General features: G+C 27.7%; 27 protein-coding genes. 1 reads left to right on the top strand and 26 read right to left on the bottom strand.

From position 1 onward, the window contains the following. Positions 1-29: 29 nt before the first annotated feature. The 9 genes from CLTEP_RS00365 to CLTEP_RS00325 all read right to left on the bottom strand — a co-directional run bounded on the left by CLTEP_RS00365 (position 30) and on the right by CLTEP_RS00325 (position 6323). On the bottom strand, positions 30-449 hold the full coding sequence (locus CLTEP_RS00365) for a hypothetical protein (RefSeq protein WP_066820852.1): 420 nt from the start codon (positions 447-449) through the stop codon (positions 30-32). Beyond that, on the bottom strand, positions 436-903 hold the full coding sequence (locus CLTEP_RS00360; RefSeq protein ID WP_066820849.1) for a hypothetical protein: 468 nt from the start codon (positions 901-903) through the stop codon (positions 436-438). The genes CLTEP_RS00365 and CLTEP_RS00360 overlap by 14 nt, the downstream gene beginning before the upstream one ends. Before the next feature lie 4 nt (positions 904-907). Then, on the bottom strand, positions 908-1678 hold the full coding sequence (locus CLTEP_RS00355; RefSeq protein WP_066820846.1) for a hypothetical protein: 771 nt from the start codon (positions 1676-1678) through the stop codon (positions 908-910). 145 nt (positions 1679-1823) lie between these two features. Next, positions 1824-2276 (bottom strand): hypothetical protein, encoded by a 453-nt coding sequence (locus CLTEP_RS00350; protein ID WP_066820842.1) that lies wholly within the window; start codon positions 2274-2276, stop codon positions 1824-1826. Next, on the bottom strand, positions 2255-2701 hold the full coding sequence (locus CLTEP_RS00345) for a type II secretion system protein (RefSeq protein ID WP_066820839.1): 447 nt from the start codon (positions 2699-2701) through the stop codon (positions 2255-2257). Before CLTEP_RS00345 ends, CLTEP_RS00350 begins: the two co-directional genes overlap by 22 nt. Further along, the gene (locus tag CLTEP_RS00340) at positions 2691-3134 is read right to left on the bottom strand and encodes a hypothetical protein (protein ID WP_066820836.1); all 444 of its coding nucleotides are present in this window, start codon (positions 3132-3134) and stop codon (positions 2691-2693) included. Before CLTEP_RS00340 ends, CLTEP_RS00345 begins: the two co-directional genes overlap by 11 nt. Then, positions 3115-3573 carry a prepilin-type N-terminal cleavage/methylation domain-containing protein gene (locus CLTEP_RS00335; protein ID WP_066820833.1) on the bottom strand — a complete coding sequence of 153 codons (459 nt, stop codon included), beginning with the start codon at positions 3571-3573 and terminating at the stop codon, positions 3115-3117. The genes CLTEP_RS00340 and CLTEP_RS00335 overlap by 20 nt, the downstream gene beginning before the upstream one ends. Positions 3574-3608: 35 nt before the next feature. Continuing rightward, positions 3609-4799: a type II secretion system F family protein gene (locus CLTEP_RS00330; RefSeq protein WP_066820830.1), complete on the bottom strand. Its 1191-nt coding sequence runs from the start codon at positions 4797-4799 to the stop codon at positions 3609-3611. Between the two features lie 24 nt (positions 4800-4823). After that, on the bottom strand, positions 4824-6323 hold the full coding sequence (locus CLTEP_RS00325; RefSeq protein WP_161938330.1) for a GspE/PulE family protein: 1500 nt from the start codon (positions 6321-6323) through the stop codon (positions 4824-4826). A gap of 148 nt (positions 6324-6471) precedes the next feature. On the opposite strand from CLTEP_RS00325, the gene CLTEP_RS00320 reads away from it, so the two are divergent. Continuing rightward, positions 6472-8205, top strand: coding sequence for an Rqc2 family fibronectin-binding protein (locus tag CLTEP_RS00320; protein WP_066820826.1), 1734 nt, complete (start codon positions 6472-6474; stop codon positions 8203-8205). A 22-nt stretch (positions 8206-8227) separates the two neighbouring features. Here the strand turns inward: CLTEP_RS00320 and uraA are convergent, their stop codons facing one another. The 17 genes from uraA to spoVE form a co-directional block, all read right to left on the bottom strand. Next, on the bottom strand, positions 8228-9526 hold the full coding sequence (uraA, locus tag CLTEP_RS00315) for a uracil permease (RefSeq protein ID WP_066820824.1): 1299 nt from the start codon (positions 9524-9526) through the stop codon (positions 8228-8230). A 48-nt stretch (positions 9527-9574) separates the two neighbouring features. Further along, positions 9575-10111 carry a bifunctional pyr operon transcriptional regulator/uracil phosphoribosyltransferase PyrR gene (gene pyrR, locus CLTEP_RS00310; protein ID WP_066820821.1) on the bottom strand — a complete coding sequence of 179 codons (537 nt, stop codon included), beginning with the start codon at positions 10109-10111 and terminating at the stop codon, positions 9575-9577. Between the two features lie 285 nt (positions 10112-10396). Next, the gene (locus CLTEP_RS00305) at positions 10397-11314 is read right to left on the bottom strand and encodes an RluA family pseudouridine synthase (RefSeq protein WP_066820818.1); all 918 of its coding nucleotides are present in this window, start codon (positions 11312-11314) and stop codon (positions 10397-10399) included. After that, the gene (gene lspA, locus CLTEP_RS00300; protein ID WP_066820815.1) at positions 11314-11757 is read right to left on the bottom strand and encodes a signal peptidase II; all 444 of its coding nucleotides are present in this window, start codon (positions 11755-11757) and stop codon (positions 11314-11316) included. The genes CLTEP_RS00305 and lspA overlap by 1 nt, the downstream gene beginning before the upstream one ends. 28 nt (positions 11758-11785) lie before the next feature. Continuing rightward, positions 11786-12382: a TraR/DksA C4-type zinc finger protein gene (locus CLTEP_RS00295; RefSeq protein ID WP_066820813.1), complete on the bottom strand. Its 597-nt coding sequence runs from the start codon at positions 12380-12382 to the stop codon at positions 11786-11788. Positions 12383-12443: 61 nt separating this feature from the next. Next, on the bottom strand, positions 12444-13751 hold the full coding sequence (gene aroA / locus CLTEP_RS00290; RefSeq protein WP_066821825.1) for a 3-phosphoshikimate 1-carboxyvinyltransferase: 1308 nt from the start codon (positions 13749-13751) through the stop codon (positions 12444-12446). A gap of 7 nt (positions 13752-13758) precedes the next feature. Next, the gene (aroF, locus tag CLTEP_RS00285; protein WP_066820810.1) at positions 13759-14553 is read right to left on the bottom strand and encodes a 3-deoxy-7-phosphoheptulonate synthase; all 795 of its coding nucleotides are present in this window, start codon (positions 14551-14553) and stop codon (positions 13759-13761) included. Positions 14554-14563: 10 nt separating this feature from the next. Further along, entirely contained in the window at positions 14564-15256 is a 693-nt protein-coding gene (locus CLTEP_RS00280; RefSeq protein WP_066820808.1) for a 5'-methylthioadenosine/adenosylhomocysteine nucleosidase, read from the bottom strand. A 138-nt stretch (positions 15257-15394) separates the two neighbouring features. Further along, positions 15395-16012 carry a DivIVA domain-containing protein gene (locus CLTEP_RS00275; RefSeq protein ID WP_066820805.1) on the bottom strand — a complete coding sequence of 206 codons (618 nt, stop codon included), beginning with the start codon at positions 16010-16012 and terminating at the stop codon, positions 15395-15397. Positions 16013-16030: 18 nt separating this feature from the next. After that, the gene (locus tag CLTEP_RS00270) at positions 16031-16282 is read right to left on the bottom strand and encodes a YggT family protein (protein ID WP_066820802.1); all 252 of its coding nucleotides are present in this window, start codon (positions 16280-16282) and stop codon (positions 16031-16033) included. Between the two features lie 13 nt (positions 16283-16295). After that, positions 16296-16748, bottom strand: coding sequence for a cell division protein SepF (locus tag CLTEP_RS00265; RefSeq protein ID WP_066820799.1), 453 nt, complete (start codon positions 16746-16748; stop codon positions 16296-16298). Beyond that, positions 16749-17420: a YggS family pyridoxal phosphate-dependent enzyme gene (locus CLTEP_RS00260; protein ID WP_066820796.1), complete on the bottom strand. Its 672-nt coding sequence runs from the start codon at positions 17418-17420 to the stop codon at positions 16749-16751. It abuts the gene before it with no gap. 105 nt (positions 17421-17525) lie between these two features. Then, a complete protein-coding gene (locus CLTEP_RS00255) occupies positions 17526-18239 on the bottom strand; it encodes a DUF881 domain-containing protein (RefSeq protein ID WP_066820793.1) in 714 nt (237 codons plus the stop codon). Further along, entirely contained in the window at positions 18226-18597 is a 372-nt protein-coding gene (locus tag CLTEP_RS00250; RefSeq protein ID WP_066820789.1) for a small basic family protein, read from the bottom strand. Before CLTEP_RS00250 ends, CLTEP_RS00255 begins: the two co-directional genes overlap by 14 nt. A 13-nt stretch (positions 18598-18610) precedes the next feature. Beyond that, positions 18611-19327 (bottom strand): DUF881 domain-containing protein, encoded by a 717-nt coding sequence (locus tag CLTEP_RS00245; RefSeq protein ID WP_066820786.1) that lies wholly within the window; start codon positions 19325-19327, stop codon positions 18611-18613. 12 nt (positions 19328-19339) lie between these two features. Continuing rightward, positions 19340-20137, bottom strand: coding sequence for a cell division protein FtsQ/DivIB (locus CLTEP_RS00240; protein WP_161938329.1), 798 nt, complete (start codon positions 20135-20137; stop codon positions 19340-19342). A gap of 107 nt (positions 20138-20244) precedes the next feature. After that, positions 20245-21363, bottom strand: a complete 1119-nt coding sequence (gene spoVE / locus CLTEP_RS00235) for a stage V sporulation protein E (protein ID WP_066820784.1) — start codon at positions 21361-21363, stop codon at positions 20245-20247. Positions 21364-21370 lie beyond the last annotated feature (7 nt).

The raw sequence follows: 21370 nt of genomic DNA, 5'->3' as shown, positions 1-21370 counted from the left end.
TCCAATACAGTTGCATAAAGTATACTACATCATTTATTTTTTAAAAATTTAACACATAATATTGATTTAAACTTTTCTTTATCATATTTGACTATATCAACATTAACCAATGCAATGAAATTTTTATATTCACTTATAGATTGAATTTTATCTGTAATATCTGTCAAATTACCATAATATTCAACTTCTATGCAACAAATATTATTAGTATCAACATTGCTAATACTCTTAATACTATATCCCTTTTTCTTATCCAAACAATTTAGAATATCATAAAATCCATACTCAATAACTTTACATTTGTTTTTTACTACATGACATTGCTTCACTTTTCTTTCCATAGCTATTTTATCATTATAAGTACTATAGTTAAAATAAGCTAAAATCAAACTCGAAAAAGCAAGCAAAACAAACATACCAATCTTGAATCTCATGCTAATTCTTGTCATTTTTAACTAAAACAACCTCAAAACAATTATTATTATCAACATCTATCAAAGGAGTTACATATTTCAATTTTGCTTTACATAAATTCTCTAATCTTTTAACCATTTCTTTATATTCATCATAAGAATTTACATGTAAACATAATTTTATATCATTGCCGCTTATATTAATTCTATCAATATTGTTTTCACTTATATTTAGGCTCATCAAATATTTTGTTGTATTTATTGTGCAATAGCTTGTAATATTATTCAATTTTTTGCAACTCCTTTCATTCTTTTTTAATAACTGAATGTTATTATCCAAAGCATTGATAATAGATATGTTTGTCATAAGCTTAAAAATCAAACAAATATTTAGTATAAAAAAAATCAAGCAAATAATATTGAGTATGAAATTATTTCTTTTGTGAATTTTATTAATATACCATTCAGGAAAAAAATCAATATTATTCATTGTTTCACCTCAAATTATCAAAGTAATATTTTAATAATTTTTCGTTGCTAATCATTCCAATGTTTTTTATTTTTAGTTGAATTGTATCTTCTATAATGTCAGTTTTATTAATATTTGAAATGTATAATGTATTTATTTTACTGACTTCATCTCTATTATCATTTATAAAATCCATTAGCTCATTTATCATATATATTGATTCATTTTCTATTGCAAATACATGATTAGCGTAAACATAACCCTCTATATGAATAATAATATAACAATACATATTGAAATTAAACATTAACATGTAATTATTATCTATTATTTTATCTTTCAATAAATCCAAAATGCAAAACTGAAGTAAATTTATCCTAACTATATTATTTTTATTAACGATATCCTCTATAAAATCAACTTTCTTTGATTTTATACAAAACACTAATATTTCATATGTATTTTTATTCTCCTTTAAAATACGATAATTAAAAATAATTTCATTAACATCAATAAAGTTATGTATCAATTCATTCTTTATAGTGGTATGAATTAAATATTTCTTCACTCTTGGAATAGTCAATAACTTAACTAATATTTTTTCACCCTCAATGATAATATAAACTTTTCTATGTTTAGTATCAATATTGATATTATTATGTTGTACACCATAAATATTTGTATATATTTTACTATCATACATTTTAATGTTATTGATAAATTTTCTATCGATATTTCTAGTATAAATTGAATTATCACTTATTTGTATAACAATACTTTTTTTAATATATACCATCTCCATTCGCCTATTTCATATTAAACACTGATTCTAATAAATTCTCCAAGACTGCCACTTCTATAAGTGGAAGATTGAAGTTTTTGCTTCAAATAGAGTAGAATATTCACCTGAAATACCTATGTTTTGCTTTAGCAAAACGGGTTCACTTAAATTTGGTTTCTTTGAACGCAAGTATCATTTTGCCTTCTCTAACAGTGTATTCATACACATCATATCTCCAAGAATAACTCCTATAAGGCGTAACTAACTCAAAACAATTATTAATAGAATTATAAATAATTTTTCCATTAATATATACGGCAATATTTTTACTATGACCTTTTTTATTAAAGTAATATTTAATATCAGAATTTGCTTTGGGTTTAATATTTTCATCTACATAAACATTTAACTTTGTTAAAAGCATTTCCTTGTATTTTAAATATTCACTTTTACTAAGCAACTCTTTCATAAAGCCTTTATTATAGTACAATTCATTAATTTGTAAAGAAAAAATATATAATACCATTATTAATGCAAGTAAACCTATCAAATAGGTATGTATAAGTATATACCCTTTTTTCTTATGTGTTATTATCTTTTCAAATGCAAACATCGTTCCTTCACACTACCATCCTTCATGATTATTTTTGAAAAAACCACATTATTACTTTTATGAACACTAAACTCTTTTATACATTCTGTAATAATATTGTAATCATTCGACATGAAATAAATATTACCATATTTAATAATCAGCTTATCATCTTTAGCTTCTATAATATCTTTTTTATTGTTGTTTTTATACAAAATCAATTTATCATCAAACACATCTATGCTTTTAGCTTCACGATATATCTGCATTTCTATAAATTTCATTGCCTCATCTGCATAATACTTGTATAAATTGTTTTTTAAACAATAAGAAAATTGTTTACCAACATATGCAAACATAGAAGTTATAGCACATAATAATATTCCCGTTATTGCTAATGCAACAATCAATTCTATTAGCGAAAATCCTCTCTTTTTAATATTCATAGTATTTCCCCTTATAAAATTGCAAAACAATATCATCAACATCGATTTTAGTATGTATACTAAGTGTTATATTCAATGGTTTACTTTCCTCAATGCTCAAAACAGCATAAGGTTTTTCATCAGGCTTATTTCTCATTAAAATATCTTCTAAATTATTAAGTTTTAGTATTTCAATATTGATATCTTCATTTTTAATATAGCATTTATTCAAATTCTTTATATCGATAACATCATCATAGCTATAATTGTAAATTAATATATTCTCAATTCCTTCTGCAAAGTCAATATATCTTTCGATTTCCTTGTTATGAGCTTTTAATTTTAATGAATTAAAACTTATCAATAATACAGTAGTAGAAAATATTATAAAAATAGCTATTGAAAACACTACTTCAATAATGCTATATCCTTTTTTATTTTTTAATTCTAACATATGATGTACCTACACATATAGTAATTATATGCTCTTCTCCCTTCTTGTCTATCAAATATATGCTCCCTGGATTTGATATCATACCTGAATTTTTTATTAACATTATAGAGTTTGAATTAAATATTCTATTCAAAGCAATATCTTTTAAAAATAACTCATTTCCTAAGTTTAAACTTCTTATTGTATTTCCGTGTATTTGAAAAAAAATAGTATTTAGCTCTTTGTTAAATACAATGCTTCCAACTGTATTATTCTCTCTACAAAACTCTCTTGCATTATTTATAAAGTTTAATATGTTTTCGATGTAATAATCACTTTCTATATCACTACTTATACTCTTATACCCTTTATATGAAATCGATGTTATAGAACATATCACTGCAAGCAAAAAAATAACCATTATAACTTCTATAAGTGTATAACCTTTTTTAGTGCTCAAATATTTACCACCTCATAGCTTCAATATGTACTTCTCTAAATAGAAGTATATATTGTATCAAAAATAGGAATTACAAATGCTATAACAATAGTTCCAACAATCAATGACAATATTAATATCAATATCGGTTCAATTAATACAATAATTCTTCTTAAAAAATTATCTAGCATTTCTTCATATATATCAGCCAAATTTGTAAATACTAATTCTAATTTACCTGTTTCTTCCCCTACTTTAAGTATTGACATTGTATAATTATCAAATAATTGTGTGCTTTCCAAAGCATCAGATACACTGCAACCCATTTTTAATCTTTCAACACAAACTGAAAATTTTTTCTTTATTACAACATTATCGAGTGTATTGCTAATCAATTGCAAAGCTTTTAAAAGATTTACACCACTAGAAAATAACAACTCAAGTTCCCTAAATATTTTAAATAAAAGAGTACACATTGAAACTTTTTTTATAAATGGTAATCTTAATTTTAGCATTTCAACAATATTTTTTGTTGCTTTTAACTTACTTACAAAATAAATAATAATTGGTACAACAAAAACTGCAGAAATTATTAAATAATTGTATTTCACTGCAAAGTTGCTAATATCAATCAATATTTTCGTTATAAAGGGAAGCTTTTTATCATTTAAAGAAAATGTTCTCATAAAAACAGGTATTATGCTTACTAATAAAAAATGAGTTACAAATACAGTAGTAAATAGTACAATGAGAGGATATATTGATGCATTAATAATTCTATTTTTATATTTAAATTCTTTATAATAATAAACTGATAAATTTTTAAAAATGTATTCAAGTTTTCCACTTTCTTCACCTATATTAATCATATCTATCATAAAACTTGGAAATACATTTTTAAAGCATCTCATACTTTCACTCAAACTCACTCCTTTTTTTACATCATTACCGATAGATTTCATACATTCTTTTAAGACACCTTTGTTCCATTTTAAAGACAGCATTTTTAAAATATATTCAATATTTATACCTGCTTTCAATGCTAAATAAAACTCCTTATTAAATATGGCCAAATCCCTTTGACTTACCGAATTAATAGTTAATATATTTTTTACTCTTTTGCTATAGCTTATCAAGAATAAATTCTTTTGTCTGATTTTCATCCATAAATCTTGATAGTCTACTGCTTCAATATTACCTTTGTGTATTTTTCCGTATATATCCATAGCTTTATATCTATAATTCATAGCTGCACACCTTTTAGCACATAATCATAATAAAATTTTTAAATATTCTTCATATGTCGTTTCACCATTAATTACGATTTGTCTACAGTTTTCTTCAAATGAAACAAAACCATTTGATAAACACATTTTCTTTATGTTTTTTATATTAATTCTATTGAATAAAGCTTCCCTAAAATCACTATTAATTTCTAATATTTCATAGACAACTTTTCTACCATAATATCCTGTATAATTACAGAAAGAACACCCCTTTCCCCTGTATAACACATCTCCAATGCCTATCCTCAAATTATTGCGTTCAGTTTGATTTGGAATATACTCAGTAATGCACCTCGGGCATATTTTTCTTACCAGCCTTTGAGCAATAACTGCCGTAATAGCTTCTTGTATCAAATATTTAGGTATATTCATATCCATTAATCTCAATACAGAATTAATAGAATCGTATGTGTGCATTGTAGATAAGACTAAATGACCAGTAACAGCTGCTCTAACAGCTATTTCTGCCGTTTCTTCATCTCTTATCTCACCTACAAGTATTACATCCGGATCTTGCCTCAATACGCTGCGCAAAACATTGGCAAATGTCAATCCAGATTTATTATTTATATTAATTTGAGTTATACCATCAATTCTATATTCAACAGGATCTTCTATTGTTATAATATTTTTACTTGTTTTATCCATAGCATTCACCATTGCATGTAATGTTGTAGTTTTGCCACTTCCTGTAGGACCGGTTATCAATATTATTCCTTTTGTTTTTAAAACCATTTTTTTAATTTCATTTTTGCTCTTATTATCAAATCCTAAAACATCCAAACTTAACAGTGATGAATTATTGTATAAAATTCTTATTACTATCTTTTCACCATAAAATGTCGGAATAGACGATATTCTAAAATTATAAAAATTCTCATCAATAACAGCACTCATTTTCCCATCTTGTGGAAGTAATTTTTGAGAAATATCCATTCCAGATGATACCTTAATTCTAGTAATTACAGATGAATATATTTCTCTAGGCATACGTAATATTTCATGTAATACTCCATCAATTCTCATTCTTATTCTTACATAATTCTCAAAAGGCTCAAAGTGAATATCACTTGCTTTATTTGAAATAGCATTTTTTATAACAGTATCTACTATTTTAACAGCTGGTGCATGCTTAATATCATCACTATCTTCTGATAAAAACATGTTGTTTATATTAATTTCCTCTCCTAATTGCTTAACAGCATTATCAAATATTTTCTTTGAATAAATATTTTCTATAGTTTCTTTTATTTTCTCGCTAGTTGCCACATAAATTTGTATATTTGACGATAGTAGAAATTTCAATTCCTCAATAATATCTTTATTGTGGGGCTCAGCCATAACAACATGAACTTTGCTATTTTCAATATTAAATGGTATAACCAGATTTTTATAAGCAAATTCTTTAGGAATCTTTAATGCAATTTCCTTTTCAATATTTATAGTTTCTAAATCCAAAAACTCAATACTTCTTTCACCATTCATTCGCATCATTCCCTTCTCATATACTATTATTTTTGTCAATTTAATATAATTTAATCATAATATGTATTTTTTTTAGCATTCTAACTTTTGAACTTATTTCTCTATAATGATATACTATATAATAACAGCATTAGAAAGGATGATATATGTGGCACTAGACGGTATTTTTTTATTTAGTATAATAGATGAAATCTCTCCAATAATGATTGACAGTAAAATAGAAAAAATAAATCAACCTGAAAAGGATGAAATCAATATTGTTTTCAAAAAAGCTAGAAAAAAATATAAACTATTAATAAGTGCTAGTTCAAACTATCCAAGAATTCACTTTACCGAAATAACAAAAAAGAACCCTTTATCTCCACCAATTTTTTGCATGGTGCTTAGAAAATACCTAAACAATTCAAAGGTTATTTCTTTAGAACAGATAAATGGAGATAGAATAGTAAAAATAAATTTTGAAAGCACAGATGAATTGGGATTCAATAGTATATATTCTCTAATCATAGAAATCATGGGCAGACACAGTAATATTACTCTTATTAGAGAAAGAGATAATATAATAATGGATAGCATAAAACACTTAACTTCCGATATTAATTCATACAGAAATTTGTATCCGGGTATAAAATACATTTATCCTCCTAAATCCAATAAGCTTAACCCATTTGATTTCAGTTATGATGAATTAGTATCATTTTACAGGCAAAACAAAATTGAATTTGATGATAAAATATTTGTTAACATTTTTACAGGTATAAGCAAAAAACTGTCCAATGAACTATTTTACCGTTTAATGAATAATGGTTACACTCTAGATAATATCTCATTGGAAGATTTATATAATTATTCTCAACAAGTTTTTTCAAATATACATAGTAAAAAATTTGATTTTAACATATATTCAAAAAAGAATAATATAGTTGATTTTCATTGTATTGAATTAACAATTCTTCAGAATATGACTAAAAAATCCTATTCATCGCCCTCTATTTTACTTGAAGATTTTTATTATAAAAAAGATAAAGCTGACAGAATAAATTCAAAAAGCTCGTATCTTCAAAAACTTGTAAATAACAACATTGAAAGATGTAAGAAAAAGATAGATATTTTAAATAAAACATTGCATGATTGCAAAAACAAAGATAAATTCAGACTATATGGCGAGCTTTTGACATCAAATATCTATCAAATACAAAAAGGAATGAAAGAAATAAATGTTCTTAATTATTACAGTGAAAATGGAGAATATATTAATATAAAATTAGCAGAAAACAAATCTCCCTCTGAAAATATTCAAAAATACTATAAAAAATATAATAAATTAAAAAAATCAGAAGAAATGTCAAAACTGCAATTAGAATTAGCAAATAATGAGCTTGAATACTTAGAATCAGTTTTAACTAATATAAAAAATTGTGAAAATGCTGATGGATTAGACGAAATTAGATTAGAACTCGTAAATTCAAAGTATTTAAAACATAAAAAGAAAAACAGTAAAAAAAATAATTTATCTAAGCCATTACATTTTAAATCAAGTGATGGTAATGATATTTATGTAGGTAAAAATAATATTCAAAACGATTATTTGACATTAAAATTTGCTGGTAAACATGATATATGGATGCATACTAAAAATATTCCTGGTTCACATGTAATAATAAAAAACTCCAATGATATATCAGAAAAAACATTAGAAGAAGGTGCTAACTTAGCAGCATATTATAGCAAAGCTAAAAATTCAACTAAAATTCCAGTGGATTATACTGAAATTAAAAATGTTAAAAAACCTAATGGTGCAAAGCCAGGTATGGTAATATACTATTCAAATCAAACAATTTATGTTGACCCTAAAATTCCAAATATAGAACAAATAAAATAAAAGAGCCATTGGCTCTTTTATTTTATTCGTTCACCTTTTCAGTTTTGCTTTGCTCAGGCAATACCAAATTTAAAAATATACCAACCAATGTTGCTAATGCAACACCTGCTATTTCCACTTGAGAATGAGGTATTTTAATTGATGCTCCTCCTAAACCTATAACAATTATTACAGATGATATTATTAAATTCCTCTTTTTGCTGAAATCAATTTTATCTTCAACAAAAACTCTGAAACCTGATGATGCAATTATTCCGAATAATAATATGCTTACTCCGCCCATAACAGGCTTTGGCATATTTTCTAAAATAACTGCTACTGGTGCAATAAAGGACAACACTATAGCAATTATAGCAGCACCTGCAATTACTTGTACACTAAAAATCCTAGTTATTGCTAAAACACCAATATTTTCACCATATGTAGTATTAGGTGGTCCTCCAATAAATCCTGCAAACATTGTAGCAAGCCCATCTCCTAAAATAGATCTATGCAATCCTGGTTCTTTTGTAAAATCTCTATCACATACATTATTCGTAACATAAACATGTCCAATATGTTCAGCTAATGTAACAAAAGCAACAGGCGCCATTATAATAATAGCATCTATATTGAATTTTGGAAACTTAAAGCTTGGAATCTGAATAATATTGTTTATATGACATGCTTCTGCTATTTTAATCATTACATCATGAGGAATAACACCAATAAATATTGCGAAAACATATCCTACAACCATTGAAATAAGAATTGGTATAACTCCTAAAAAACCTTTAAAATACATAGAACCTATTATAGCCGTTGAAAGCGTTACCAATGCAACTAGTATACATTTCCATCGAGGAATGTTATATGCAACTATTTCGTCCGGCAATTTACCGCCTAATCCAGCCCATCCTATTGCAACTCCCGCAAGTCCTAGTCCAATTACTATTACTACCGAACCCACAACTATAGGAGGCAAAGCCTTATTAATCCAATTAACGCCAACAAGTTTTATTATTCCTGAAACAATAACATAAACAAATCCTGCACTAATTATTCCAAATAACATAGCTTCAACACCATATTTGCTCATAACAGTCAACATTGGAGTAATAAATGCAAAAGACGAACCAACATATGCTGGCAATTTGGCTTTAGTACACATAATATAAATCAAAGTTCCAACTCCACTAGCAAACAAAGCTATTGATGGACTCATACCTAAAATAATAGGAACTAATATAGTTGCTCCAACCATTGCAAACAAGTGCTGGAAACTAAGTGGAATAGATTTTAACAAAGGTAATCTTTCTTCGACATCTACATAATTTTTCATAAAATTCCTCCTTTAAGTCTCGCTGGACTTTATTAAAAGATTTGTAGCTTATAATTCATATATTTTAATTGAATTACTACCGTCTAATTCTGTAACCTCAACAGAAACCAATTCTTTTCGAGAAGTAGGAATATTCTTACCTACATAATCTGGTCTGATAGGAATTTCCCTATGTCCCCTATCAACTAGAACTGCAAGTTGAATCATTTCAGGTCTTCCATGATCTATAATAGCATCTATTGCTGCCCTAACAGTTCTTCCTGTATATATTACATCATCAACTAGAATTATCTTTTTACCTTTAACTTCAATACCTATATTATCATTGTTTAATGTAGGTTGTTCTCCTAGTTCTGATAAATCATCTCTATATAGTGTAATATCAACACTTCCTACTGGCACTTTAATATCCTCGAATTTTTCAATAAGTTTAGCAATTCTTTCCGCTAGAAAGACTCCTCTTCTCATTATTCCAAGAAGTGCTACATCTTCAACACCTTTATTTTTTTCGATTATTTCATGAGCTATTCTTGTTAAAGTTCTATTTATTCCCTTATCATCAAGAAGTTCAGTTTTAAATTTCACAAAAGCACCTCCTTTACAATACAACTAATATTTATTAATTCTACAAGAATCCTACTTCCATAAGTAGCATATTGAAGCGTTTTGATTCAAGTAGAGTCTCCACCTTAAATACCTATATTTTGCTCTAGCAAAACGAGTTCACTTACACATATAAAAAACGCCTCAACCGTGAGGTAAAGGCGTAATAAACAATTAAAACTAAAATTATGTTTTAACACCTTGTAATCTCACAGGACTACTTTAAAGGTAACTCAATCTTTTCTATATGTTAACATAAAATTAACTCTATTTCAATTCATTTCTCAACACATTTATAATTTTTTTAAAATACATAGGTAACTCTGAATCAAATTCCACATACTTTCCTGTAGTAGGATGTATAAATCCAATAGTTTTAGCATGAAGTGCTTGACCATTTAATTTGAACCTCTGCTTTTTATATCCATATACTGGATCCCCTACTAATGGATGCCCTATATATGCCATATGAACTCTTATTTGGTGTGTCCTACCCGTTTCCAGGTTGCATTGGACTAATGTATTTTTTTTGAAAATTTCAATCACTTTGTAGTGTGTAACAGCCCTCTTACCATTCGAAACAACTGCCATTTTAATTCTTTCCTTAGCATCTCTACCTAATGGTTTATTTATGACGCCACTATCATTTTTTATTCTTCCCTCTACCAGTGCATAATACGTTCTAGTTATTGAATGTTCTTTGAATTGTTCAGCAAGCTTTACATGAGCAATATCATTCTTAGCGATAACTAATAATCCTGAAGTATCTTTATCAATCCTATGTACAATTCCTGGCCTTATAATACCATTTATACCTGACAAATCATCACAGTGATATAGTAGTGCATTAACGAGAGTACCAGAATAATTACCTGGTGCAGGATGAACAACCATACCTTGTAATTTATTTACAACTATTATATCTTTATCTTCATAAACAATGTCAATATGAATATTCTCAGGATTTATCTTTAATTCAACTGGTTCAGGAATTTCTACTGAAACCTTATCACCTTGCTTTAACTTATACTTTCCTTTCTTTATTTGCCCATTAACTTTTATGTTTTCTTGTTCAAGTAAATTCTGAAAATAACTTCTTGATTTATCTTCATACTTGGATTTTAAAAAAACATCCAATCTAGTGCCAACAAACTCATTATCTACAATAAAATCATTTCTTTCCATTAATCTACATCCTTTATTATTAAAATTGCCAGCATAATAGTTCCAGTAACCACCAATATATCTGCTACATTAAAAGTAGGGTAATAATAAACATCTTTGTAGTGCAGTAAAATAAAGTCAATTACATACTTATAAAACATTCTATCAATCAAGTTACCTATTGCTCCACTTATTATAAGCGCTAATGAAAACCTTAAAAATTTGGATTTTGGTCTGAAACTAATCAAGTAATACCCCATTGCACTTACTACAATTATTGTAACAACACTTAAAAGAATGAGCTTATGCTGAAATATTCCAAATGCAGCTCCTCTATTTTCTAGATATTCAAATCTAAAAAAGTTTCTAACTACAACTATTCCTTCTTTTCCTTTTAATGTACTAGCCCAAATTTTTGTAATTCTATCCAAAGTTAGACCAATAAAAATAATAATTAACTCCATTACCCATCCCCCTTATATTTATAGCAAACTAATCAGGTAACTGATTTTTATACTCTTGATTGCTAATGCACTCAATCGGTTCCACATAGTCATCATCACCATCATAAAATTCATCTATATTATCCATTTTATTGAATCTTTCAACAGCTTGATAACTATCCTCAGCATCAAATTCTACATCATCACTAAAATCATTATAACCATATCCAAATGGATTTCCGAGTACATCTTCTTCAACAGGTCTATCTTTATGTGGTTTAATATTGCTCAAATTTTTTTGACATTCTATACAATACTCCGCATAAGGAATAAACTCCAACCTCTCTTCACTTATTTCTTTACCACAAAGTTTACATATACCATATTTTCCATTTTCAATAGCACTAAGCGCTAAATCTATCTTTTTTAGTATAGAAACTTCATTAGATTTAAGGGCTCTACCTTTTTCAATATCAGAAATTTCTGTAGCTAAATCCCCCGGATGATTATCATAATATGATAGCTCTGAAGCTATCTCCGAATTGGTAAATACTCCATTTTCTTTCATTTGTTTCAACAAATCATTTACTCGTTTCTTTTCATTCATCAACTTCATTCTAAAATGTTCACTTCTTTTATTATCCATAAAAACACTCCTTTCAATAAACAAATCATATATAATATTTTCTCAAAAGGAGCATTTTTTATTAATAAACATTTCTAATATCAAAAAATTTATTGAAATAACATATCGCATTTGGAAATGAAACATCAGTACATTCCCAATTATTTATAATAATACAGCCTTTATTTCTCATAGCAACCGCCATAAAAGCCATAGCTATCCTATGATCATTAAAGCTTTCAAATGAAATAGTTTTATCAATTATACTATCATTTCCATGAATAATAATCGTATCATTAACTATATTACATTCTATTCCTATGTTTCTTAAATTTTTAATTATAGACTCCACCCTATTGCTTTCTTTGTACTTTAATTCCTCTATTCCATGTATACTAGTAGTACCATTGCTAAAAGCGGAAATAACTGCTAGTACTGGGATTTCATCTATTATGCTCGGTATGATATCTTCTTCGATTTCTATTCCATACATTTTACTGCTTACTACAGAAATATCTCCTATATTTTCTCCATTCACAATTCCATTTTCCTTAATACTAATTAAGGCTCCCATTTTCTTCAAAAGAGTTATATATTTAATTCTGCCATCATTTAATAAAACATTTTTTAATGTTACTTTGCAATTTTCGCCGAGCAATGCGCACGCAATAATAAATGCAGCAGATGAAATATCACCTGGTATATAAAAATCCTTGCTCATAATTTTTGATCTGCTAATTGAAATACTATTACTATTACTATTAACAAAAATATCAGCACCTAAATATTTAAAAATCCTCTCTGTATGATCCCTAGTTGATACCTTTTCAATAACAGTAGTATTATTATCAGATAAAAAACCTGCTATAAGTATGCAGGATTTTACCTGTGCTGATGCCACTGGGAGTTCATATGTAATTCCTTCTAATACAGCACATTCTTTGAAATTAATTGGAATATAACCATTGTTGCTTTCAATGTTTGCACCCATTTTTAATAGTGGTATTTCAATCCTTGACATTGGTCTCTTTGAAAGCGAGCTATCACCAATAAGTGTACACTCAGCACCTATGCCACTCAGCACTCCTGACAGCAATCTTACAGTTGTTCCAGAATTTTCACAATCAAGAGTTCCAACATTTTTATTAAATCCTTCATATCCAGGAGAACTAACATATAGAGTGCTGTTTTCTTGCCTTATTATTACACCCAATTTGTTCATGCATTTCAATGTAGTCATACAATCCCTATTAAGAGGAAAGTTTATTATTTTATATTTCCCTTTAGGTAATGCTCCTAAAATTAATGCTCTATGTGCAATAGATTTATCTCCATATAATGTGAAACTTTCTTCTATATTTGATTTAGGTCTACTAATTTTAACACGCAAAACACTATCACCAACCCATTTTTTCAACGCTTTTAATTATTCTATGTACTGTTTCTACATCAACAGTTTGCCTAGCATCTGAAATAGCTAAATCTGGATTAATATGACTTTCAATTATCAAACCATCAGCACCCGCAGCTATTGATGCTAACGACATACTGTGTACAATTTCTCTCAATCCCGTTCCATGACTTGGATCTACTATAATTGGAAGTCTAAATTTATTTTTAACAACAGCAACAGCATTAATATCTAATGTATTTCTTGTATAAGTTTCGAATGTTCTAATTCCTCTTTCACATAAAACAATTTTTTCATTTCCTTCAGACATAATATATTCAGCAGCATACATCCATTCTTGAATTGTAGCACTCATACCTCTTTTAAGAAGCACTGGAACATCCAGTTTTCCTACTTCTTTAAGCAATGAATAATTGTACATATTCCTAGAACCTATTTGTAACATATCAATATTGGGCAATAAAATTTCCAAATCCCTTATATCCATAATTTCTGTTACAACTGGCATATTATATTTTTCACTTATGCTTTTTAATATTTTTATACCCTCTTGTTTTAGTCCTTGAAAATCATAAGGAGATGTCCTTGGTTTAAATGCTCCACCTCTCAGCATATTTACACCTATATTACTTAGCTGATATGCTAACTCATCCATTTGTTCATAACTCTCAACAGAACAAGGACCGGAAATAAAAACTTTTTCATTACCACCAAATAATACATCTTTTACATTAAACTTTATATTAGGGCCACTATATTTATCAACAAGTAAATGTTTCATAAGTCATCACCTACATAATTTTTAGCATACTATTAATTATATTAAACGAATTTTTTAAAGCTATAACTTTAAATTTATCATATTCCATGTGAGTTCCATTGATTGCATTATCAGACACAGATCTAATAACAACAAAAGGAATTTGATTGAGATAGCACACATGAGCTATACTCGCCCCTTCCATTTCGCATCCTAAAGCACCAAACTCACTACTAATCCATTTTAACTTCTCAACATCTGCAATAAATTGATCTCCTGAGACTATTCTTCCCTTATAGTATTTGCTATTTTTAATATCTTTGCAAACATCATTAACAACACTCACTAATCTTTCATCGCATTTAAAGTCAAATGTATCAAGTCTTGGTACTTGACCTATTCTATCGCCAAAAAATGAAGTATCAATATCATGTTGTACTAAATTATCTGCAATAATAACATCTCCAGGATATATATCTTCTCTTACACCACCAGCAATACCCACATTAATTATACAATCAACTTTAAAATCATCTATCAATATCTGAGTACACACTGCCGCATTTACTTTACCTATTCCACTAGTAACAATAACAACTCTTTTATCATATATTTTCCCAACGTTGAATTCCATTTTTGCTTTAATTATATTCTCTTCAGCTTCTACTATTTTCAATAACTCTTCAACTTCTTCTTGCATAGCACCAATAATACCTATGTTCAAATCTCATTCCTCCAGTTTAAATATATTTTATACTATTATAACAGAAAAATTCAAATTTAATAGGACAAAACACAAAAATACGACAATTTCCAACCAACATATAAACTAGAGGAAGGAATTGCCGTTAGATTTTATGCTTCACCTGTTAGCAAAAAATGTTTTAATAGTTTCTAAATCATCTGCATCGCCAATTTCTTTATTTATATCATTTACATTAAAATCATTGCTTATATTTGCCTCACTCATATCAACGCTTTTCTCTTTAATTTCTTCTTTAATACTTTTGCCAAGCGAATAGTACTCATCAAAATTCTTTTCCATTCTTTCAAATAATTCTATTTGGCTATTCATAAAATTCCTATATTTTGTTCTGAACTTATTAAACTCTCGTCTTATCCTATCAAATTCATCATTTATCTTTAAAACATCATTATTAGCTTTATCAATAATTTTTTGAGCAGCATCATTAGCATCTTTTATTATCAATTCAGCTTCCTTTTGAGCACTTAACTTAACCTGTTCAGCAGAATTTTGTGCTAAAACCAATGTTTTTTGAATAGTAGACTCAATTTTCTTGTAATGCTCTATTTTTTCATCCAGTATACTAATCTTTTCATTAAGTATTGAATTCTCTTTATACAGTGCTTCATAATCCTCAGCAATTTGATCTAAAAATTCATCCACTTCATAAGGATTATATCCCCTTACTGTTCTCTTAAACTCCTTGTTTTCAATATCCATAGAAGTTATCCGCATAACCATACCCCCATATTATTACCAAATCAATAATCTTTTTAAAAACGTAATAATCACAATTGCCACAAATGGAGAAAAATCTATCATTAAATTTGGAAATAAGCTTTCTTGAATTCTCCTTCCTGGTTCTAAAAAAGGCTCAGTCATCCTATGTATCATCATTGTATACTTATTTTCATTACCAATCATAATCCAAGACAAAACAACCTCAATAAGAATAAGTATTTCTAACAATCCAAGAACAAAATAAATCATTCTAGCAAATATCATATTTACCTCCAATCTACTTTATAAAACTAAATACTCCCTTACTAGAAAGTTCAGTCTTTAATGAGTTATCTATTTCTACATTTGATGGTGATATAATATAAATACCTTTTTCTACCTCTTGAAGCTCTCCACCTGAAATATAGCATGCACCACCAACAAAATCTAAAAATCTCTGAGCTATTTTATTATCCAATGCTGTAGTATTTATGACTATAATTTTCCTCTTCTTTAAGCTCTCGCAGACACTTGTAGCTTCTTCAAAATCATAAGGTTTAACAATCTCAACCTTTACAGAAGAACTGGTATGAATATTTAATATTTTTCCTTTTTTGCTATTCAATAAATCATAATCATCATCTTCTTGTTCTTCTTGCTCATCTAGCACATCTTCCTGTTCATCATAATCATCATAATTATCTTCCATACCTAAAATACCCATCATTTTATTTAAAACTTTTCCTGACATTTAAACTCCTCCTTTGTCATATATTCTTTTCCCAAAAATTCCTTGTCCTATTCTTATCATATTCGACCCTTCGTCAATAGCTATTTTATAATCACCTGACATGCCCATAGACAAGATTTCCATATTAATATTATTAAATTCATTTTCCTTAAGTTCATCAAAAATATGTTTCATATTCCTAAAATGCATACTGCAAGATTTCTCATCACCTTTAGGTATTATAGCCATTAAACCTTTCACTTTCACATTAGAACACTTTTCACAGTGTTTTAATAATTCATCTAAATCTTCAATAAACAAACCTGTTTTATTTTTTTCTCTACCTATATTTATTTGAATCAATACATTAGCAATTCTACCTTTTTCAGAATATCTTTTTTCAATTTCATTCAATAGTCTAACACTATCTAATGAATGAATTAAGTATACCTTACCTGCAATATATTTAACTTTGTTCCTTTGCAAATGTCCAATAAAATGCCATCTTACATCATTATCAAAGTGCTCATATTTATACAATAACTCTTGAACCTTATTTTCGCCAAAATCTCTTTCACCAATAGAATAAGCTTGTTTAATTTCTTCAATACTCTTTGTCTTTGTAACACAAACAAGCTTAACATTTTTAGGGATGTCTTTTCTAATATTATAAATATTAGTTTTTATTTCCATAACAGTCTCTCTCCTTATTATATATACCACATACTATAGAAGGTATTCTTCATTAAAAACAAAATTCCTTCAACATTAATTATTTTTTTAATTAAATTTTAAAAATTACTTTGTTTCATGCATATATTGGAATTTTGTATTTCCAGTATAACCAGGTATTCTTATATGATCTACTTCATAAATTTCAGTTCTTATCCTTCTAAGCGCCAACTCCTTAAAATGTGTATTATTTAATAATAAATAATTTTTCAATACCCTCTTATCTCCAATTGCATTAATATAAAATGGGGGAACAATTTTGGTTCCTCCTAAATTTATGTAACTGCCTCCACAATAACTATAACTGCTGTAAATAATTCTTTGACCATTTATTGATATAGCTTCAGCTCCTGCATTTTTTAAATCATTAACCAACTCTACAATATCATAATCATGTATAACAGAATATATATCGTAGTATTCCCCAAATGAACCCGTTGTAGCATCATTTATAATGATTTTCACACCCTCACCTTCAACTGGTTCAACACCAAATAGCAAATTATTTTTATCTAATTCCTTTTGTATTTCTTGTATAACCGAATACTTGTTTTCATCATTTGCCTTATATATATCAAGCTTTTTATATGCATTATAATATTCTTCTTTCATACGTGATATCTCGTTATAAAGATTATTTCTCTTGTTATAAGCTTCTGAATAATCTTCTGGACTCAATAGCATATTATCTCTATTTAAGAATTTAATATTCATTGCAATTATTATTCCTAAAAACATGGAGGCAAAAAAAATTATTCTATTGGATTTATTTATCTTCATCCGCATCAGACCACCTCTTGTTAAACTTTGCTCTTTCAAGAAGCAACCTTCTTACTATTGCAAAATTATTAAATATCCTGCTACCAAACAATATCACAGCAGCAATATATATAGGCACGCCTAGTATATTACCCAAATAGACTAGTAACACAGCTAAAATTGCATTACCTATAAAACCAGATATGAATATATCTGTCCTAAACGTTTTAGATAAGCTAGCACTTATAGCACCAAAAATTGAATCTATACAAGCAATTATTGCAATAGAAATATATGGAGAAAACTTCATAGGAATATTTATATTTACTAGTAAACCTAAGACAATACCTACTATCAAACCTACGATTGCAAAAATCATAACAACACCTCTATTATTTTTCTAACGGAATAGCATACTTAAATTCAATCAATTCATTACTCTTTGGAATAATTATTTCATCATAACTTTTCCAATCAATGTCACAATTCTGATACAGAGTATTTGGAATGTTTCCTGGAAAATTTAAAGCAGCTTCCAACAAATCTTTATTACCTATAACTTTAATTTCAACTGGTTTATTATAAGAAATTTTCTCATTCGAAATTATTATTGAGTTACTTGCTGTCCTAATACCACTTCTAGCCGTAATCCTAATATCATTTATGCTTATTGCTTCTGCACCAACAGAATAAAGTTCATTTACTATAGCAAGCAAATTTGAATCGGTAATTGGTTGACCTTCATATGCACTACCAAATATATTGCTCTTAGGTGAAATTTTTATTATAAGGCCCTCACCTTTAACTTTTGTAGCACCATTAAGTATTCTCATTTTTTTTAAATCTTCCAATAGCATCTTACTTCTTTCATTTTTACTAGCAGCCGCTTGTTCATATTGTGCTATTTTACTTTGAAGACTATCAATCTTTTTCTTCAATTCTTCTTTTTGTTTTTGTAATTGTTCAATTTCTAAAGATATTTCTGCATTCTGTTTTTTTGTACCTGATTGCATTTTATTTATGTGCAGCACTTTGATCTGATATGACAATAAAAACCCAAATATAACACATACTATAGCAACAGATATCTTTGAGAGTCTTTCATTCATAATTATGTCCCCCTAATCTGTATAGATTACTGGATTACCACTAAAACTAACATCTACATATCCTTTTTTATTAACAATATTTTCTTTAATAATAATATCAAACGCTTTATCCAATTTCTTTATTAAATCTCTATTTGTTCCTAACTTTACTTGCATAGAACCGCAATAAAAATTTATATCAGCCATATTCGATAAATCAACAATAGAAATTTTAACATTACTTCTATTGTTTTTAATAATATTAGATATTTCATCTAACATTGCTACTTTACGTTCATCCTCGCACGGTAGTACTTCTCCTAACTGCGCCTTTGAAAAGTCAAATCCATCCAATTTAATTAATCTCATATCACTAATATCACTTTTTACATCAATAATAACTCCATAATTATCTATTATAAAATATTTATTGTTAAAGTATGCATAAAATTTAGCTTTCCTTTCTCGAACATCAATTCTTACAACATTAGGTAACTTTCTCTTTACAATAGCACTTAAAATATGAGGGTTACCCTCAATACTCTTTATTGCCTCATTAACATTAATCCTAAAAATATTCATGCCTTTTTTTATATGCGAACTTAATATAATATCATTATAATTAACAACATTATTTCCTACTACATTTATTTGAGTAATATTAAACATAGATAACTTAAGACACAACGTAATCGCTATTCCTATAAATATCATTGTTATAAATAAATACATTCTCATTCTTTTAAAAGCAATTCTTCTATTAATCAACTTATCTTTATTATCTATTATGTACTTAGCTTTATTATACATACTATCTGATTTTCTTTTCATATACATCACCACATTCTTTTCATAAATATATAATACCATTTACAAACACATTTTTCATCAATTAAGTAAAAAATAATAAGAACTTTATTAAAAAATAAAGTCCTCAATCATATATCACTTTTATTTCTTGTTTGCCTTGAAATATTAAGCAAAATCCCCATAGCAAACATATTGAATATCAGTGATGAACCACCATAACTTATAAAGGGAAGCGGTACTCCTGTAACAGGCATAGAACCTGAAACAACTGCAATATTTATTACAGCTTGAATAGCAATAATAGATGTTATTCCTATAGCTAAAATCGAGCCATAAACATCTTTTGCTCTCAAAGACACTAGTATTCCTCTCCAAATAAAAATTATATAAAGTGTTATAACAAATATACATCCTATCAATCCTAATTCTTCAGCTATAATTGAAAAGATAAAATCATTATGCGGTTCTGGGATGTAATAACATTTTTGACGTGATTTACCTAATCCAACACCAAGTATTCCTCCAGACCCCAATGCATATAACGATTGTATTAACTGATAACCAGTATCTAGAGGATCAGCCCAAGGATTTCTAAAACTCATAAGTCTTTTCATTCTATAAGGCTCAATTAAAGTAAAACCTACACCCGCTGCAAACATAAGCAACAGAGTAAATATAACATGTCTCCATTTAGCACCTGCAGCAAATAACATAGCTAAAGTTACAATCATAACGACAGATGCAATACTTAAATTTTTTTCTAAAAGTATCATTCCTGCAAAAACTGATCCTATAAAAAGATTGGGAATTATACCCTTAGAAAATGAGTTTATTAATTCTCCTTTATTATCTATACTTCTAGCCAAAATAAGAACTACCATATATTTCGCAAGCTCAGACGGCTGAAGCGTTACAACTTTTAAATCAATCCACCTTCGAGCTCCATTTATAGGCTTTGAAAATAAAACTATTACCAAGAGTGCAAAAGTAATAATCATCATTAAGTTAGTATATTTTCTATATTTATGATAGTCTACTCTTATTGCAATTATCATAGCAATAGTACCCAATAATGTCCACATTAATTGTTTTTTCAAAAAATACATACTGTCATTATAGTTTGGATTGAAAAATGCAGAATAAGAACTAGCACTATATACCATAACAACTCCTACTGAAACTAACAACATAACTATTGCAAATAAAGTAAAATCTATCTGTCCCATTTTTACCTTGGGTCTTTTCATTTTATAC

Source organism: Clostridium tepidiprofundi DSM 19306, assembly GCF_001594005.1.
GTDB classification, from domain to species: Bacteria; Bacillota; Clostridia; order Clostridiales; family Clostridiaceae; genus Clostridium_AC; species Clostridium_AC tepidiprofundi.
Note: the sequence above shows the minus strand (reverse complement) of the source record. Positions and strands in the feature narration are given on the sequence as shown.